A 19175-nucleotide genomic window follows, 5' to 3' on the forward strand; every position below is an offset into this window, starting at 1 on the left:
GACAGGGTTTTATTGGTAAAGCAGTCGCTCAGAGATTGAACGAGTTGGGGCATAATGTTACAGGTCTGGCACGTACGCCAAAACAATATGATAAACCCATACAGTTTTGGCAAAGGGATGCTAGGACACTTACCCAAAACGAGCTTTCTCTATTTAGTCATGTCGCCATTATTATCACGCCAAACCGTGAGTTGGATGATAGGGTGAAAGCCTATCGTGAGAGTTATTTGGCAGTTTGTGAACATATTGCAGGGCTTGATTTGCCTAATATTTACCGCATATTATTTGTTTCTTCTACGTCTGTGTATGGCGAGAGTGGGGGTGAGTGGATAGATATTGATACGATGGCATGCCCCATCACAGACACAGCTGATGTACTGTTACAAGCTGAGCAAGTGTTACAGCGTGCTTTTGGTGAGAGGTGTGTGGTGATTAGACCATCTGGCATTTATCACGGCGGCAGCATACGAATGAAACTAATGGCTCAAACTGCCCATATAAATGGTGTGCCAATCTCCCATTATACCAACCGCATTCATCGTGATGATTTGGTTAACGTGATTTGTCAAGTGTTGAATCTGTCTGTTTCTAAGCCTGTGTATCTGGCGAGTGACTGTGAGCCTGTTACCAGTCTTAAAATGATGAGCTTTTTGTGCCAAAAATACGACTGTCTTCCACCAAGGGTTATTCATGCTACACCCACAGGTAAACGTATTCGGGGCAATGTTGATGATTGGCTTATTTTTAAAAACTATCAGATGGGTTATGGGAATTGATTATTTGTTGAATTGATGGGTAAAAAAGGGGGTATGTTGCCCCCTCTTTTTTATTTGGTCATGTGTCATTAATAATCATGTGTCATTAATGATTGTTAGCGGACATTATTTATTATCCCATCAGAATTTATACAGCGATAAATGATACTACCATGACAAATATCACCAAACGAGCATTGACCAACTGACCTCCAAGAGTGTTAGGTTTCGGTTATTTTGCAGATATTACCGACTGATGGATTGTGGGTTGATACTGCCATTTTTAGCCATGATGAGACGATAAAATTTCTGTCCTGCACGTCCATTAACAGGCACACCCATTTTACGCTGATAATCTTTGATGGCGATGCGAGTATTATCGCCGATGATGCCATCAACATTACCAATATTATAACCATTATTAATAAGTGCTTGCTGAATTTCTTTGGCTTCACGGCGACTGATGCCAGGGTCATCGGTTGGCCAAGGGGTTGAAAAATTCACATTGGTGCTGTTATTTTCAATCAAAGTGGACAGATGAGCAATGGCAAGGGCATAACTTTCAGAAGCATTATAAGAATAGAACGTATCAAAATTCTTGCCTACCAAGAATGCCGGCCCTTGTCGCCCAGCAGGCAGCAGTAACCCCGCTGATACCATGTTATTCGGTAGGGGGCGACCGTCGGGTAGGGTAATGCCCATATTTTGCCAGTGGTTGATGGATTTTTTGTTGGTGCGGCCACTTGACCCTAAGTAGCCATTTAGTCTGACTTCATAACCCCAAGGCTCGCCACGACGATAGCCTTTTTTGGCAAGAAAGTTGGCGGTACTTGCCAAAGCATCCGCCTTAGAATTGACAAGGTCTTTACGTCCGTCATTGTCAAAATCTACTGCCAATTCCAAAAAGGTGCTGGGCATGAATTGAGTTTGACCAAATGCCCCTGCCCATGACCCTGTCATGTCCTGTGGGCGAATGTCGCCATTTTGGACGATGCGTAGAGCGTTGGCATATTCACCACGGAAATAGGATTGGCGACGGTCAAAACAAGACAGCGTAGCAAGGCTGGTGAACAAATCTTTTTTGCCAAGAGTCTGACCAAAATTACTCTCAACACCCCACACGCCAAGAACATGTTCCGCTTTGACTCCGTAACGGTTTTCAATGCGTCTTAATATGTCTGTCATCTCATGTTTGGCACGCAAACCATCCGCCACACGTTCACTGTCAACCAGTGATGCGTGATAATCCCATGGGTCTTTTTTAAATTCAGGTTGATGGTTGAGTGAGCGAATCACTGTTGGGTCGGGACTGATGGGTCTGTGACGGTCAAAAGTGCTTGTTAAACCACGAAAGTTATTGCTGTTTCTTAGGGTGTTTAGGCACTGATCAAAATGGCTTTGGGATAGATTGGGTAAATCGTTAGCATAAGAGATGCTGCTAGTGGTTAAGGCAATGATACCAAATACAAGAGATTTAAAATGAGTCATGAGAGTTATCCAGTAAAGGCAATATTTGAAAGTTAAAATATATTAAAACTAAAATGGCATGATCTATCATAGCCCATTTTACCATGATAAAAATGCTTTTTTGTAACTAGGATGTACCTATCTTTTATGAAATGATTTGTACTTTTATGAAATGATTTGTGTTCTGAAAATACTGCCATTTGTATGAGTTTCTAACACTTTATTTAATAATATTCTCCGAAGACTTATCCAAAAACTCATCACCTGTAACCACAAGCTCTTCATGTTGTACAGTGTCACTCACTGTTTTACTGATATTTTGGCTGTATTTATGCAGGCTTATCTCTTCGGCAACGTGGGTTTCTTTGCTAACCTTGACCACCTCTTTACTGATTAAAATTTCCATAGGTTCACTGATGGGTGTATCATTCACCAACACGGTAGCAGGTCTGGCATCATCTAGCATGACCGCATCTGCCAAATCCATTAAATTGTCATTAACAATTTGAATGCTTAGATACTCTTCGGTCAGTTCAACAGGAATATTAACTGTTTTGGTACGAATAACTTTTTCAAGAATTACCTTGCCTGATTGTACTTTTTGGGTATCAACAACCAAACGTTCAGCAAGCAGTTCTAAGGTTTGAGAATTATTAAGTGTGGTCATCTCATCATGTGTGGATTGGGGGTTTGACATGGGTTAATTGTCCTTAATTTTCAACAAATTTTAAATATTGATTTAAATATTAGGCGTTATTTATGTTTTAAAATAATTTTCATCAAACAACACCAAACAATACCAAATGTCATTCATCATACGCTTATTTAAGTTAGGTGGTGAATGGTTTTGGGTGAATGAATGTGGTATTTTAGCATGATTATTTAAAAAAATGGTCATCATCAGATGGTAAATAATAACCCCAAAATTCAAAAAGCCAGAGCATTGCCCTGACTTTTTGATGTGGATGGATTATAGACCACGAGCACGGCGAACTTCATCGGCGGTAATGCCTTCATGGTTAACTACGTTACCTTCACGGTCAACCACGTTGCCCAAGTCGTCCACGTTTAACTCTTCACGTTGGATGGTCTCCAAAATGGTCTCGGTGCGAGTTCCAGTGGTCTTGCCCAGTGTTACCTCTTCGGTAACAAAAGTATCTTTGCTGACATTAGCACGCTCTGCTTCTAGTTCAACGCTAATGGTGGCAGCACCTGCATCATCACCGATACGGCGGTCAGTTGGGCGGTTTACGGCAGTACGTTCAATGTGAGCACGCTCTTCTTCTAACTCAACTTCAACACGCTTCTCTTCACTCACCACACGTTTGGCGATACTTGCCACACCTGAGATGATACGGTCTTTATTGACAGACAGACGCTCTTCTAGTAGCTCCAAGGTGTTGGGTGCAGTGTAATGGTTGTCGGTCAGCTCAACACGGCTTTCAGCAGGCAGTGTTTCAGCGGTGAAATGTTCACGGTCTTTGGCGTATTGCTCTTGATAGTTGTAAACATAATCACGGTCATAAGCTTCCATCACTTCTGCTTGATCTTTGGTTAGGCTATCAAAGTACACATCATCACCGACAATGCGAGACAGACCAGCTGGGATAAGCACTTCTTTTGAGCTGAACCAACCACCCACATCAACGATAAGATAACGCACTCGTCCTGTTTCTACCTCTACGAGTACATCTTCAACCTTGCCGATTTTCTCTTCGCCAATGCCATAAGCGGTCTTTCCTGCTGGATTGTAGTAGTCTGTACCCAATACTTCACGCTCAGTGGCTTCAATGTCTTGTAAACGAACCAAACGACTCATATGTTTCTCCTAAAATAATGTTTATCTGTGCCTGATGGCAAAGGGGATTTAAAAAAGCAAGCCTTGACTTGATGAATGTATTGTAGGGAGATTTTAGAACGAAAAGTAGGAGAAGTTGGTAAAAAATAGGGGTTTTTCACATGTATTTGGTTTATTAAATGTAAATATTATTAGTTTCATGTAAGATATGAGATATTATGTTATATTATGTTGTTTTTTGGTAATTTTTATCCAATATTGATAAAAATGATGATTGCTTTTGTGTGAAGATAGGCAATTTCTCCATTTTTTTAGGCAAGTATCTATTAAAAATCGCCAAAACCACAAAAATCAGCTATACTAACCGCCACAGTTATGGTTAAAGCCCAAATCAAAATAAATCAAAACCCCAAAAAGCAAAGCCAAAAACAAAGAAAGTAAATAAAGTAAAGAGAGAAATATCATGAGTCAACGTTTACAACGCCTAGCCGATCAAATTCAACGTACGCTGTCTGTGCTCATACGTGATGAGATTAATGACCCACGCCTGACAGGGTTTGTAACCATCTCTGAGGTTAAGGTTAGCCCTGATTTGGGTTATGCTGATGTTTATGTAACCATTTTAGAGCCATCCCAAGATGGGGGTATGAATATTGATGCTCATCGTGAGAGCTTGACTGTCTTAAAAAATGCCGCAGGTTTTTTGCGTACTGAACTGTCGGCGACCATGAAGACTCGCACCACGCCACGTTTGCGTTTTCATTATGATGAGGTTACCGCTCATGGTAATCGTATGATGAATTTGGTCAATGAAGCCATGCAAAAAACGGACAAAACGGACAAAAGTAACGTTGATGAGGTGGATAACAACCAATGACAAAGCAGATTGTCTCTGGGGTGCTACTCTTAGATAAGCCAAACGGTATCAGTTCGTATGCTGCCTTAACCCAAGCCAAACGCCTATTCATGTCGCCCAAATTTGACAGCAAAAAAGCAGGTCATACTGGCACGCTTGACCCTATGGCAACAGGGATTTTACCGATTTGTTTTGGAGATGCCACCAAATTTAGTAGTTTTGGGCTAGATGCTGACAAAGGCTATACTGCCATCATTAAGCTGGGTGAGAAGACCGATACGGGCGATAAAGAGGGGCAAATCATCGCTCAAAAAGACGTGCCAGTTTTTGAACAAAGTGAACTTGATAAACTGGCAGTTAGCCTAATGGGTAAACAAATGCAAACGCCACCGATGTATTCTGCCCTAAAAAAAGACGGTAAGAAGCTCTATGAATACGCCCGAGAGGGTATTGAGATAGAGCGACAGCCACGCCCCATTGTCATTCATCATTTGGCTTTAAATAAATTAAGCAATGATGAAATCACCCTTGATGTCATCTGCTCCAAAGGCACTTATGTGCGAGTGCTGGGCGAGACGGTAGCCGAGCGTCTTGGCACGGTGGGGCATTTGACCGCTTTGCACCGCACCAGTACGGGCGGATTTGACGTGGCAGATGCGATAAGCCTTGATGATTTGGCGGATTTATCTTTGGATGAACGCTTGGGCAGACTTTTGCCCACAGATGTGATGCTTGGTCATTTGCCCATGTTGAGACTGACAATGGATGAGACGGCACGCATTAAAATGGGACAACGATTAAACGTCAAAGACTGCCTTGATGATGTGAACTTTGGTGATGATGCCATACAAATTCGGCTCTATCATGATGATGATTTTGTCGGATTGGGGCAAGTGGCGATGAGTGGACGATTGCAGCCCATCAAAGTGGTGCAGTGCTATTGACAAAATTCCTTGTTTAAAATTCCTTGTTTTTGTGTGTAGATGAGATTGAGATATTGATGCAGCGTGTTTTCATCCCGTCTTGATTTTTATACATTTCATCTAAAAATAACAAATAATACTTGCAAAAAACGCAGGGGGGGGGGTAATATATGGATACTTTATGTAGTTTTGTAAAGTTTTTCTCCAATTCTCAACTTAAAATGGCGATTTACCGATGATTCGGTAGTTGCTTTTTAAGTTGTGGCGTGGATGATGATTTGCCCCTGATGAGTTAATTACCTGTATTAATTACTTGCATCAAGTTGAGAGTGGGGCAGAGTTTGGTGGTTTTATTTTGTATTTTATTTGGTATTTTTAAGGAATGGTTATGAAAAAGCTACTTTTGGCAGCCCTATTGACAAGCACTTCAACACTGGCAATGGCTCAAATCTCCACCGATGGTCTGTATATACAGGGCAATGTTGGCGTATCAAAATTAGAAGCCAAAGTAGATGGCAAAAAACTCAAAGACAACGGCACTGGTTATACTGTTGCAGTTGGTAAAGACATGGGGGCGGTACGTTATCAAGCAGATTACACCAACTTTGGTAAAATCAAAGAAAATGGCTCAGACGGCGAGCGTGGCACTGCTAGCTATGAAGAGTGGAAGGGTACGATGAAAGCACAGTCATTGGGTCTGTCTGCCATTTATGATTTTAACACCACGGCAGGGCTAACCCCTTATGCAGGCGTGCGAGTTGGTGTTAATCAGCTAAAAGCCGATTACCATGATGTATCTACTGCAATATCAGCAACGGGTCAGTTGACGGATATCACTGATAATTCATCAGTGAAAAAAACCAAAGTAGGTGCAGGTGTGCTTGCAGGTGTGCAATATGCCTTTAACCCACAAATGGCATTAGATGCAGGTGTAGAATATCACCACTTAGGTAAGTTTGATTATGCCAAAGTCAATCAATACGGTGCTAAGGTCGGTCTGCGTTATAACTTCTGATTTTTTAAGACCAATAAAATCCCCTGTTCTCCACGCAGGGGATTTTATTTTTAATGCCATTTTAGGATTTTTATGTTATAATGGCGGTCATATTGCCTTATCTGTAAGGATGGGGCTTAGGCAAACCTTAGCAATGCAATGTTTGCCTGTATTTATTCGCATTGCGTATTTTAAGGATTGATTATGCTAACCAATCAACAACGTGAAGACATCATCGCCAAATTCAAACGTGGTGAGAATGACACTGGTAGCCCAGAGGTGCAAGTGGCTCTGCTGACCGCTCGTATCAACGACCTACAAGACCACTTCAAAGCACACAAAGCCGACCATCACAGCCGTCGTGGGCTTATCCGTATGGTAAACCAACGCCGTAAGTTGCTAGACTACCTAAAAGGTAAAGACCTAAACCGCTACACCGCTCTCATCGGTGAACTTGGACTGCGTCGTTAATATCAAGTTAGGCTGTCTAATTTTGTCAAAAACGGCGTGCATTTGTGTGCCGTTTTTGTTGTTTTAAGTTTTAACTTATTGATCATGATTGATGAGATTGAGTTTAGAACTCTAAGAGATGTTTTTTAAAGTAGTGAGCATGTTATTAGGGTATGAAAAATCCAGCCAAAAACATCTCTTAGGGCTTTAAATCATCTCATCAATAAAATAAGTGAATTAAAAGGAAAATCTATGTTTAATATCATTCGTCAAGAATTTCAATATGGCAATCAACAAGTCATCCTAGAAACAGGGCGTGTCGCTCGCCAAGCCAACAGCGTGCTTGTGCATATGGGCGATGTGTCGGTGCTTGTGGCAGTTGTGGTACGCCCAGAGGCTGTGGCAGGGCAAAACTTTTTCCCATTAACCGTAAACTACCAAGAAAAAATGTACGCTTCGGGAAAAATCCCAGGCGGTTATGGCAAGCGTGAGGGACGAGCATCAGAATTTGAAACCTTGACTTCTCGTCTGATTGACCGCCCAATTCGTCCGCTGTTTCCAGAGGGCTACTTTAACGAAATTCAGGTAACGGCAACCGTCATCTCATCGGGCAAAACCCAAGATGCTGACATTGCAGCGATGATTGGTACATCCGCAGCACTTGCCATCTCTGCTGCCCCATTTAATGGCCCTATTGGAGCGGCTCGTGTGGGTTTTATCGCAAATGAATATGTCCTAAATCCAACCCTTGCCCAGCTAAAAGACAGCTCACTTGACCTGGTTGTGGCAGGCACCAAGTCAGCGGTGCTGATGGTTGAGTCAGAAGCAGATGAACTCTCCGAAGATCAAATGTTGGGTGCGGTGCTATATGGACATGCCCAACAGCAGATTGTCATTGACAACATCAATGCCTTTGCCCAAGCTGTTGGCAATGCCAAAGCCGAATTTGTCGCCCCTGCCATCAATGAGGAGCTAAATGCCGAGCTAAAAGAGCAATTTACCGCTAAGGTCAGTGAAGCCTACACCATCACCGTCAAGCAAGACCGCTATGCACGTCTGGATGAACTTGCCGTAGAGGCTTTGGCACTGGCGGGCGATGAGAGTGCAGAAGACTATGCTGACAAAGCCGCTCAAATCAAAGAGCTGTTTGAAACCCTAAAATACCGCACCGTGCGTGATAATATCCTATCAGGCAAGCCCCGTATTGATGGACGTGATTTGGAAACTGTGCGAGCACTTGATATCCAAGTGGGCGTTTTGCCTTATACGCATGGCTCTGCACTGTTTACCCGTGGTGAGACCCAAGCCCTTGTAACCACAACGTTGGGTACCAGTCGTGATGTGAATCTTGTAGATACGCTGTCAGGTACTAAGCAAGACCACTTTATGCTACACTATAATTTCCCACATTATTCGGTGGGTGAGACAGGTCGTGAGGGAGGGCCAAAACGCCGTGAGATTGGTCATGGTCGTTTGGCACGTCGTGGTGTGCAGGCGGTATTGCCTAAGGCGGAGCGTTTCCCTTATACCATTCGTGTGGTCTCGGACATCACCGAGTCAAATGGTTCGTCATCCATGGCTTCTGTGTGCGGTGCTTCGCTGTCACTCATGGATGCAGGCGTGCCACTAAAAGCCCCTGTTGCAGGTATCGCCATGGGATTGGTAAAAGAGGGCGAGCGTTTTGCTGTGCTGTCGGACATTTTGGGTGATGAAGACCATTTGGGGGATATGGATTTTAAGGTGGCAGGTTCACTAAATGGCATCACCGCCCTACAAATGGATATTAAAATTGAAGGCATTACCGCCGATATCATGGAACAAGCTCTAAAACAAGCACACGCAGGGCGTATTCATATCCTAAATGCCATGAATGAGGTCATCGCAGCCTCTCGCACTGAGATTAATGCGTACGCACCCAATTATGCTACCATCAATATCAACCCTGAAAAAATCCGTGATGTGATTGGCAAGGGCGGGGCAACCATTCGTGCCTTGACCGAAGAGACAGGGGCGACTGTGGACATTGATGATAATGGTACGATTCGTATCTTTGGCGAGTCTAAGGCATCTACCCGTGCTGCCATCGCTAAGATTGAGGCGATTACCGCCGAGGTGGAGGTAGGTGCAATCTACACAGGAACGGTTGCTCGTATCGTGGAATTTGGGGCATTTGTTACCATTTTACCAGGTACAGACGGCTTAGTGCACATCAGCCAAATCTCTGATGAGCGTGTGGAGAATGTGGGTGATTATCTAAAAGAGGGTCAAACTGTCAAAGTTCAGGTTCAAGACATTGACAATCGTGGGCGTATGAAACTGACCATGAAAGGCATTGAGCAGTAATTTATACGCAATCATTTGCACCACACATTGTATTAAACTGTTGTTGATGACCGCTCCGCTCTTAGTGGGGCGGTTTTTCATGATAGAGCATAATAAATCAAGCATCATAAAAAAGCAGTCCATGTAGGACTGCTTTTTGGTGCTGTTTGATTTGTCATGAATGAACACAAACAACGGAGATGATTTGACAATCAGAACTCATAGTTTACACCGATGTTATAAGAACCTTTTCTGCTGCCACCCATGTTAATGGCAGTACCGCCTTTAAATGCCAACTGCGGATTAACACGGTAGCCTGCACCAATGGCAATGGCAGATTTTGAACCATAACCACCGATGGCTGCTGAGATGCTGACTTTACCGACACTATAAGGCTGGAAAAGACCGTTTAGGGCAGCTTGGGCAGCCATGCCATTTTTAAATTTATCATCCAAGGCATTAATACGACCATCAAAACCATTCACCTTGGCATCTAAGGCGCTGATGCGACCATCAAAGGTATTAACTTTGCTATCCAAAGTGGTGATGGATTGTGTATTTTTGGCGATGGCAACTTCTGTTGCTGTAAACTTAGCATCAGCATCGGCTTTGTTTTTATCAACGTTTGTTTTTAACTCTGCCAATTTTTGCACATCTACCTTACCACCCAATTTTGCTTCAATGGCTTGTTTGTTCTCATTGATTTGATTGGCGTGCTGGGCAAGTGTGGTTTTGTTATTTGCAATGTCTGTTTGCACACCTTTAAACTTAGCATCAGCATCCGCTTTGTTGGCGGCGATGTCAGCTGTATTTTGATCAGCTTGTTCAGCGATTGCGTTTTGCATACCAACAACATCTTTGATGTCATTTTCTTGCTTGCGTTTAAGCTCTTGAACATCTGCACGGTTGCCAAGTGTCTCTGCTTTTAGATTTTGGATATTGTCAATATTCTTGGCAATATCTGCTTGGTTTTTGGCAATGTCATCTTGATTTTGACTAACAGCTTTCTCCAAACTCTCTGCTGTCTTTGTGTTTGTATTATTTGTCTTTGTGTTTATATTACCGCTTAGCTTTTCATTGATGGCTGTAGCCAAAGCATGTAGCTGTGAGCCGTTGACGGCATCTGTTGAGGTGGCACTGATCTTGCCTGCACCAACATTAACGATTTGACGCTCACCGCCTTCACTACCCACAGAAACTACACCGTTTTCAGCTTTTGATGTGCCTGCAAATCCTGTTAGGTTCAAATTACCCACTGTGGCATTATTAACAGTGGTTGCTGCTTTACCAGAGGTATTGTTACCTAGCAGTACTGAGCCACTTTGTGCATTTTTTGTGTTAGAGCCGAGAATAAAGACATCTTTTTTGTCATTTTCAACGGTGTTATTAGAGCCGATGGCTACTGAGTTATCGCCATCGATGATGTTTTTCTTACCGACAGCGACGGCGTTTTCGGTATTGGCTTGGTTTTCTATACCTGCTGCAAATGAACCTGCACCTTTGGCTTGGTTTTCATAGCCACCACCGATGGTTGAGTAATTGCCTGTGGCTTTGTTTCCATCGCCACCACCGATGGTTGATTTTTCGCCTGTGGCTTTGTTGAAACTGCCACCACCGATGGTTGAGCGTCTGCCTGTGGCTTGGTTAGAACTGCCACCACCGACGGTTGAGCTTAAGCCTGTGGCTTGGTTATTAAAACCACCACCGATGGTTGAGTCTTCGCCTGTGGCTTGGTTGAAACCGCCACCACCGACGGTTGAGCCATAGTCTGCGGCTTGGTTGTACCGACCACCACTGACGGTTGAGATTACGCCTGCGGCTTGGTTGAGATAACCGCCTGCGATGGTTGAGTGTTCGCCTGCGGCTTGGTTGAGATAACCGCCTGCGATGGTTGAGTCTGCGCCTGTGGCTTGGTTTCCATCGCCACCACCGATGGTTGAGTTTGCGCCTGTGGCTTTGTTTGAATTGCCACCACCGACGGTTGAGTCTGCGCCTGTGGCTTCGTTGTAATCACCACCACCGACGGTTGAGTTTGTGCCTGTGGTTTTATTGGCTGTGTTGCCTGTTTGTTGTGCAGATGCTGTCGTTGCCATGCTCAACGTCCCAATGACCAACAAACTGCCAAATAATCTGAGCGGTTTTTAACTATGTTATATCATACTGTAATATGGTAGACTGTGTGATTATGCTACATCATAAATCTTACGCACCACTCTCTTAAAGTAAGCAAAGGCATCATCAGCACCTTTCATGGCAGATTGTTTATCATCATCACTTAAAGGCAGGGCATTGATTTTGGCTTTGGTGGCACGCCAATGAGGCATACGTCCGTCTGCATGGGCTGCCAGATGAGACGCACCGAATTCATCGGACAGGTCAATTTTGCCTGCTTCTTTGTATAAAATCGCCGCTCCCACGTTTGAACCCTCCACACAATACAGCCAACCGATGGCTTCACTGTCGGTAAAGGTTGGGGTCTTTATGTCTTTGTCAAATGGGGCGACTTCTAAGTCTTTCATGTCAGATTTGACACGGTCAAGGCGGGCAAGCTCTTCCAAGCCGTCAATTTGGCTTTTTAATTTGTCGTTGTGGTAGATGGGATTGGCAGTACTGTGAAACTCATACTGGGCTTGTAAAAATTTGCGGTAATTGTCATGACTGGCAAAAGGCTGCATGCTCATGACAAGGTTATCCACGCTATCATGGGTCGTGCGTGAATGCTCTTTTAGAGCTTCGGTTAGGGTAAGTTCGCTCATAAATCACCTGCGTGGAAAAGTATATCGGAGGGCTATAAAATAACTCATTTTAATCAATTTGTAAATAAGAAAAATGGTAACCATTTATATTTGAAAATATGCTTAAATATATTTACAAACGTGATTTATTTGTGCTATGCTGTATCGCCCTAGGGTTGTCTTGCTAATTGTGGATTTTGTGTCCGCCTTGATTGTTATATTATTATGTCTCACCATACCGACCCCAACCCCATTTCATCACCCCAACCACCCAAACATGATTTGCATGTTAATCCCCTGTTGCGTTGGGTGTTTTTTATCATGGGTTTTGTTTTTGTGGGGCTTGGGATTTTGGGGGTGATATTGCCCGGCGTGCCAACCACGGTATTTATTTTGTTGGCAGGTTACTGTTGGGCGAGAAGCTCTCGGCGATTTCATGGCTATCTGATGGGGCATAAGTTATTTGGTAAGATGCTCTCCGACTGGGAGGAGCGGCGTGCCATACCCCGCTTTGCTAAGTATTTGGCGTGGGGTATGATGACGATGTCCAGTGTGTTTTTGTTTTGGCGACTGCCTGATGATAAACTGTGGGTAGCGGTGCTTAGCAGTGGGATTTGTCTGGTAACGGCGATTTGGATGTATCGCTTGCCTGATGCTTAGGATATGAATCACCGCTTGTCCTTATTTGTTCATTATTTGTTCATTTGCTTTGACTGATTTGCTTTAATTTGCTTTTTTATCATCATCTCATATCATGCTTTGGGCTGTATCATCACTGGTAACACCAAACCCTGCCCAAATTCATCTTCAAATACATAATCAAACTTATCTGCCATGACATCGGGTGTGGTCGTGATGATAAGCATCATGTCCGCCCCATCGGTGAGCTGATGAGTGATGTACTTACCATCTCTTAGTTGGTCTAGGATTTTGCTTAGTACCTCAGGGCTTGCCATGGCGATGACCATGCTGTGTTGGGCTTGTTTGTCCGTGATATTGTACGCTTTGGCGTAGTTTTTGACTGCCATGCTGTCTAAGGCGATGGGGTAGTTGTAGGTTTTCGTATCTGCTTTGGGCGTGTCGGTCAAAATGTGGGTCTTATCTAGGGTGATTTTACCATCAGCATCGGTGAGCGGTTCTATATCGGATGGGGCGGATGGGTCGGACGTGCTAAGTTCGCCAGTTGGAATGTTCGCTTCGGTAGCGGTTTTGTCGCAGGCACACAGGGCGAGCATGATGATAAGTAGGGGGGTGTATTTCATGATAATCCTTAGCATTAAGCGTGATTTGGTACGTGATTTACAAATGTATGATAAAGTTAAATCCGTTTAATCAGTACCTTGGAATTGCGTCCATTTTTCCATTGTTTAAAGCGTTTTTGGGGCAGGTCATGCGGATGGGTTTCACTAAACCCATGCTTAATAAACCAGTGTAAGGTGCGTGTGGTTAGGGCAAATAGGTATGATTTGCCCATGCGTTTGGCATATTGTTCGGCAAATATCAGCAGTTTCGTTCCACGTTCACCACTGCGATAATCATCGTGCATGGCAACACTGGCAATCTCTACACTGCTCTCATCTAACTCATGTATGGCGATACAGCCGATGATTTTGCCATCTCGCTCCATGACGCTAAATTCATCTATCGTCTCTTCTAGGCGTTCACGACTGCGAGCAACCAAAATGCCTTGCTCTTCTAGGGGCTGGATGATTGCCATGATGCCAATGATGTCAAGGGCGGTTGCTTGTCTGATGTGGTCGTAATCGTTTTGGCTTATCATCGTGCCATGACCGTCTGTGGTAAACAACTCGCCAAGCAAGGCGTCATCTTTGTCAAAGTTGATGAGTTGCACACGTCCCACGCCATGCTTGCAGGCGTGAATGGCATGCGTGAGTGTGGGGGTAAGTTTGGATGTTGGGATGAGTTGTTGGGCTTTTTCGGTGGTCATCTCTTTGATGAGTGTGCCGTGTGTGTCGGTTAGGCTTTTGTCTAAGATGATGAGCTTGTCCGCCACAAGTGATACAGCGACATGCGTGGCGACACTCATCGCATCAAGGTTAAACAAATCTCCGGTAACAGAAAAACCGATGGAGTTGATGATGACGATGTGATGATTATCAAGGCTGTGCTTGATGGCCTTGGTGTCAATACGGCGAACTTCACCTGTTTGCATAAAATCCACGCCACAACGCACGCCAAAGGGTTTGGCACTGACAAAGTTACCTGTGATTGTGCTGATTTTTGCCCCAAATAAAGGGGTGTTGGCAAGCCCTTTGGAGAACTCACCTTGTATTTTTAGGCTAAGCCCTCCGACCACTGCCAAAATGGTGGGCATAATGGCGGGGGGAGTAACACGCACGCCATGATAAAATGGTGCGTCATCGGAGAGTCCTGCCTGTGATAGTGCATCATTTATTTGTACTCTTGCTCCGTGTACCAACACCAAGCGAATGCCAAGACTGTGTAGCAGTGCCAAATCTTGCACCAACGTGGCAAAGTTGTCATGGGCGAGTGCTTCACTGCTTATCATGACAACAAAACTCTTGCCCCTATGGGTGTTAATGTAGGGCAAAGAGTGGCGAAACCAGTGAATGGGGCTTTTGGTGGTATGAGAATGGGTCATGGCATGCTGCGATGGTATTTTGATGAATTTTATCATAAAATCAGACAAAACTTGCCAAATTATCATTATTCATATTCATCTTCATTCATCTTTTTCTAAAAATCACTCTCTGTTTCATCAAGTGCTAAAAGTTACTATAAATAAACGCACGCTTAACGCATGTAACAGCTTTTCATGTTATCATAGGTGGTGTTTATTTGTATTATTTGTATTGTATAAAAGGAGTGCTTATGACCATTCAATCATTACGTGGTGGTGTTGCCATTTTGTCCTTGACTGCCTTGTCGGTTGCCATGTCTGCCCATGCCATGTTACCAACGCCGACCGAGACCCCAAATCTGACCTCAAAGCAATCGGATGCAGGCGAGGTTAGTTATACCGCCAACCCCCAAGCCAAATCAAATGTCTCAATGACAGGCAAAATGGCAGCAGTCGCTCCACAAAGTATCTCCATCCAAAATCCACTGGGTCAAAGCCCCACTCCTACCGTTACGCCCATGACGGTCAGTCCCCCCCAAACCCCCCAACAAGGCTCATCAGCAGGCATTTGGAGCGTGGTTAATGCGTTTGTCGTGCAAAATATCAACGGTCAAGAGACGCTCACGCCCATCAATGCTGACACTACTGTCAAATCAGGCGATACCTTAGAGTATCAAGGTCTATTCACCAACAACAGCCCAGAGCGTGTGCGTTCAATGGAGGTTACCCTAAGCATCGCTGATGGTTTGGTGTTGGTTGGTGGCATTCATCCCAAATTCCCCCATGCAACCATTGATGGCAGCCGTTTTATTCGTTCACCGATTCGTGCTAATATTGGTGGACAAGTTCAAGAATTGCCCTTGTCTGACTATAAAGCCCTAAGATGGACATTGGAGGACATTGGTATTGGCGGTACAAGTGTTGTCAAATATCGTGCTAAGCTAAAATAAAACAAAAATGACGGCTTTGAGTCGTCATTTTTGTTTTATGTTAATTGCTTTGTTATATCACACAAAAGCAATTAACACCAATTATTTAAGCTTACTCATCAATCAAACAACTACCACTTATAAGTCATTGAAAATAATAAAGAACGCCCTTTGGCAAAATTGGTCAATACCGAGCGAGTAGTACCGCCGTATTTTGCATCAGGCTTACACAACTGCCCCGCCGCACAAGGTGCACCTTCATCGGCATCATTATAATATGAATGATAATAACGCTGAGTGGCGGCATCATTGTTGGCATCTAAGGGGTCAATATACAGTTTATCAAACGCATTTTGCACATCAAGACGCATCACCAAATCTTTTATCGGCTCATAAGCAACATAAAAATCATGCACCAAAGGTTGTCTTTTTAGCATCTCAATTTGTTTGATGACATGGGCGCCTTTATCATCTGAGTGCGATGTATTACCGCCATGCGTGCCATCAATGTATCTGGGTTCAATGGTCGCTCGTGGGCTTTGTCCATAATAACGCACCGCACTGCCCATGGTGAGTTTATTATCAAATGCACGCACACCAAACTCAAAACGACCATAATCTTTGGGCAACATTGACACTTTGCTTAGCCCATAGCCTTGTGTTAATTGGTCTTCTTTTGAGCTATTTAGTGGGGACTCGCTGGCATCGCTATAATTGGTTGGTTGGTCGGTCTTTTGTCTGGCATAAGACAAATTGGTAAAATATCGCCCAGCATCATAGTTTATTTCAAGCTCTAAGCCCTGTTTATGCACAGGCATTTGCCAGTTGCGATGTTGTATGGTATTGCCTTTTAATGCACCACTGGCAACCCAACTGGGTGGATTTTTTGTGTCATACCATTTGCCATAAACATTATGAATGTAATTGTTGATACGGCTTTCATAACCCAATACTTTTAGCCCCAAAGTATCGTTGTCTGTCAATAGATTGTGCTTAAAAACATTAAAACCCAACTGATATGTATTGGCTTGTTCTGGTTTTAATGCGGTATTGACACCAACATCACCAATTTGAGAAAAGAACATTTCTTGAATGTTGGGCATTCTGTGCGTGCGTGCAAAGCTGACAAAAGGCATAAAACCTGTGTCATATTTGGCACTTAAAGTAACAGAATGGTTGATGGCGTGTTTTTTACCAGAAGTGGTTACCAAAGGCTCATACACATCACAACTTGGCGAGCAGTGCTGTTTATAAATTTGCGAATCTTCACCAAACTTATCTTTAAACTCTTTTTGGCTACTATAATAACTGGCATGCTCACCACTAAAACGGTACTGACTGGCATTAACGCTATAATCTAACTGATATTTGTCTTTTTGTAATGATGTGTCCAAATAAATAGAATGAAAACGCTGTTTGCCTGAGGGCTGTACAATCACCGATTTTTTTGGCAATGTGCTGCTTGTCCCCTGAAAACGACCACCACAGGCATCATAACCGCCGCCACATAATAAATCATTGGTATAAAATAGCCCAAGCTCATCTGGGAAGCGATTTTTTGAATATTCATTATGCAATATGTTAAGCCCAATGGTTGTGGTCAAATCCATTTGCTTTGGCAAATTAAAGGTGTGAGTGTTGTTCAGGTCAAAAAGATTGGCAGTGTTTTTGGCTTCAAAATCTTTATCCAATTTCCAGCCTGTAAAAGTTGAACCTTTGGGGTATTTTTGTACGCCCACATTATGGGCTGCCAACACTTTTAAATCAATGATCTCATTTGGATTGTAAGCAACATCAAGCTGATAATTATCATTGCTGATACGGCGACTGCCTATCGTGGTGTCCATTTTACGCAGTTGTAGACCAACATCGCTGGTGTCATTGTTATAGTTAATTTTTGCCAAATGGCTTTTTGAGGTTTGGTTTAAGGCGGTGATATCAATGGGGGCGATGCTGTACTCTTTTGCACCATGCTCTTGCCACTGCTGCTGTTTGTCAGCAACATATTCATCAAATTTTTCTTTTGTATCAATACAGCCCAGCCCATAGCACTTACCGCCAAATCGATATTTTCTGTCCCATAAAGGCTTGCCTGTTTCTTCATCTAATTTGGTCAAATCTTTTTGCCAAGACTGGCTGGCTTCATCGTAAGTGAGTGCATGCTCTTTGGCAAAAACTTGTTTTTGTTTACTAAGTAGCAAATCATCACCAACATTGCCAATGTGTGTCCCACCACCGCCAACTTTATAATTTTGGCTAATGTCTTTGTGGCTATAAGCATATAAAGCACTGATACTGCCATTATCAAGCCACCCACGTCCGCCAGCTGCCAGCATAAAATTTTTATCCGTCACATTTTTACCTGTCAAACCCTTGGCAATGACGCCAAAATTTTTGTCATCTTTAATCACATCATCAGCATTTAGCGTACGAAAATTGGCCGAACCTGTTAAGGTATTTAGACCACCTTTACCATTAAAACTGCCTTTGTTTAATTCAACGCCTGCAATGAAATTTTGGTCAATCACCGCACCAAACTGTGAGGTACCACCCCCACGCCCAGCATCGGTTGAGGTGCTGTAAAAGGTTTGGGTGACACCATCAACCATGCTGTTGGCACGCCCAAATCCGCTATCACCTCGCACATTTAATGATACCAGCCCAGAGGATTTATCCTGCTGAGTGAACGCCCCTGGCATACTACGCACAATGGCATCAACATTCTCACTGGCATTAAATACATTTTCTCGCACGCTGGTGGCTGATGCTTTGGTAAAGGGTTTTTGGGATTTTTTGGTGCTGTTGGTCGCTGTTACAACAACCTCATCTAAGATGACAGAAAAATCGGTTGTCTTTGTAGCTTTGGGGTCATCATCTGCCATGGCGGCTTGGGTGATGTGTAGCAAACACAAGGACAGCATGCTCAGTTTTAGCGCCTTTTTGGTGTGATTTGTATGCTTGGTTTGTCTCATCAAATGAAAAATTTGGTTCATGGTATTACCTGTTGTCATCATCGCTTTTGCTGACTGTGTTAATCATTTTAACAATTTAACAATTTAACAATGGCAAACGCCCTAACAATGGCAAAGGCAAACGCCATCACATTGTGCCTGTTTTTATTACCAATCATCACAAAAGCAGGCAGAATTTGTTAAAAAGTTTGTCAAAATGTAAAAGGCGATAATATACATCATTATCATTTAATTTTCAAGCATGGCAATCAATTACCCATTTTAAATCAAAAATGGGTGGTGTTTGGGCATGGACAGATTGGGACATAAATTAACAAAACCCAACATACAAGGTTGGGTTTATAAGGACTTGGCTTTTTAAGATAAAACAGT

The 19175-nt window shown here is 43.4% G+C and carries 15 protein-coding genes and 1 pseudogene; 8 read left to right on the forward strand and 8 right to left on the reverse strand.

Translation table 11 applies throughout. From position 1 onward, the window contains the following. Positions 1-776, forward strand: a 776-nt coding sequence (locus A7456_RS02805; RefSeq protein WP_067007426.1) for an NAD-dependent epimerase/dehydratase family protein, incomplete at its 5' end; no start/stop codon positions are given. Positions 777-1025: 249 nt separating this feature from the next. On the opposite strand, the pseudogene A7456_RS02810 reads toward A7456_RS02805, so the two are convergent. The 3 genes and pseudogenes from A7456_RS02810 to A7456_RS02820 form a co-directional block, all read right to left on the reverse strand. Continuing rightward, positions 1026-2243, reverse strand: a pseudogene (locus A7456_RS02810) (lytic murein transglycosylase); the annotation flags it as partial. Between the two features lie 199 nt (positions 2244-2442). Then, on the reverse strand, positions 2443-2919 hold the full coding sequence (locus tag A7456_RS02815) for a YsnF/AvaK domain-containing protein (protein WP_067007429.1): 477 nt from the start codon (positions 2917-2919) through the stop codon (positions 2443-2445). 273 nt (positions 2920-3192) lie between these two features. After that, the gene (locus A7456_RS02820; protein WP_066885160.1) at positions 3193-4041 is read right to left on the reverse strand and encodes a DUF2382 domain-containing protein; all 849 of its coding nucleotides are present in this window, start codon (positions 4039-4041) and stop codon (positions 3193-3195) included. Between the two features lie 442 nt (positions 4042-4483). Here A7456_RS02820 and A7456_RS02825 point away from each other — a divergent pair, with 442 nt between their 5' ends. The 5 genes from A7456_RS02825 (at position 4484) to pnp (ending at position 9586) form a co-directional block, all read left to right on the forward strand. Next, the gene (locus A7456_RS02825; protein ID WP_067007432.1) at positions 4484-4897 is read left to right on the forward strand and encodes a ribosome-binding factor A; all 414 of its coding nucleotides are present in this window, start codon (positions 4484-4486) and stop codon (positions 4895-4897) included. Next, positions 4894-5820: a tRNA pseudouridine(55) synthase TruB gene (truB, locus tag A7456_RS02830; protein ID WP_067007435.1), complete on the forward strand. Its 927-nt coding sequence runs from the start codon at positions 4894-4896 to the stop codon at positions 5818-5820. The genes A7456_RS02825 and truB overlap by 4 nt, the downstream gene beginning before the upstream one ends. A gap of 367 nt (positions 5821-6187) precedes the next feature. Then, the gene (locus A7456_RS02835) at positions 6188-6814 is read left to right on the forward strand and encodes an opacity family porin (RefSeq protein ID WP_067007438.1); all 627 of its coding nucleotides are present in this window, start codon (positions 6188-6190) and stop codon (positions 6812-6814) included. Positions 6815-6994: 180 nt separating this feature from the next. Continuing rightward, entirely contained in the window at positions 6995-7264 is a 270-nt protein-coding gene (gene rpsO / locus A7456_RS02840) for a 30S ribosomal protein S15 (protein ID WP_066885188.1), read from the forward strand. A gap of 231 nt (positions 7265-7495) precedes the next feature. After that, positions 7496-9586, forward strand: coding sequence for a polyribonucleotide nucleotidyltransferase (gene pnp / locus A7456_RS02845; RefSeq protein WP_066885147.1), 2091 nt, complete (start codon positions 7496-7498; stop codon positions 9584-9586). Positions 9587-9777: 191 nt separating this feature from the next. Here pnp and A7456_RS02850 read toward each other — a convergent pair whose 3' ends face one another. Together A7456_RS02850 and A7456_RS02855 are read right to left on the reverse strand one after the other, a co-directional pair. Further along, complete coding sequence (locus tag A7456_RS02850; RefSeq protein WP_082995415.1) at positions 9778-11658, reverse strand: YadA-like family protein; 1881 nt, start codon at positions 11656-11658, stop codon at positions 9778-9780. A gap of 90 nt (positions 11659-11748) precedes the next feature. Next, the gene (locus tag A7456_RS02855; protein WP_067007441.1) at positions 11749-12321 is read right to left on the reverse strand and encodes a biliverdin-producing heme oxygenase; all 573 of its coding nucleotides are present in this window, start codon (positions 12319-12321) and stop codon (positions 11749-11751) included. Positions 12322-12525: 204 nt separating this feature from the next. On the opposite strand from A7456_RS02855, the gene A7456_RS02860 reads away from it, so the two are divergent. After that, the gene (locus A7456_RS02860) at positions 12526-12960 is read left to right on the forward strand and encodes a YbaN family protein (protein WP_066885129.1); all 435 of its coding nucleotides are present in this window, start codon (positions 12526-12528) and stop codon (positions 12958-12960) included. Positions 12961-13052: 92 nt separating this feature from the next. Here A7456_RS02860 and A7456_RS02865 read toward each other — a convergent pair whose 3' ends face one another. Beyond that, positions 13053-13562, reverse strand: a complete 510-nt coding sequence (locus A7456_RS02865) for a hypothetical protein (RefSeq protein WP_067007444.1) — start codon at positions 13560-13562, stop codon at positions 13053-13055. Positions 13563-13618: 56 nt separating this feature from the next. Then, positions 13619-14923 carry an amino-acid N-acetyltransferase gene (gene argA / locus A7456_RS02870; RefSeq protein WP_067007498.1) on the reverse strand — a complete coding sequence of 435 codons (1305 nt, stop codon included), beginning with the start codon at positions 14921-14923 and terminating at the stop codon, positions 13619-13621. Between the two features lie 230 nt (positions 14924-15153). On the opposite strand from argA, the gene A7456_RS10865 reads away from it, so the two are divergent. Then, positions 15154-15852, forward strand: a complete 699-nt coding sequence (locus A7456_RS10865; RefSeq protein ID WP_082995416.1) for a hypothetical protein — start codon at positions 15154-15156, stop codon at positions 15850-15852. Between the two features lie 110 nt (positions 15853-15962). Here A7456_RS10865 and A7456_RS02880 read toward each other — a convergent pair whose 3' ends face one another. Then, entirely contained in the window at positions 15963-18824 is a 2862-nt protein-coding gene (locus A7456_RS02880) for a TonB-dependent receptor plug domain-containing protein (protein WP_067007500.1), read from the reverse strand. Between the last annotated feature and the right edge of the window lie 351 nt (positions 18825-19175).

The sequence above is a fragment of the Moraxella nonliquefaciens genome (assembly GCF_001679005.1).
GTDB classification, from domain to species: domain Bacteria; phylum Pseudomonadota; class Gammaproteobacteria; order Pseudomonadales; family Moraxellaceae; genus Moraxella; species Moraxella nonliquefaciens.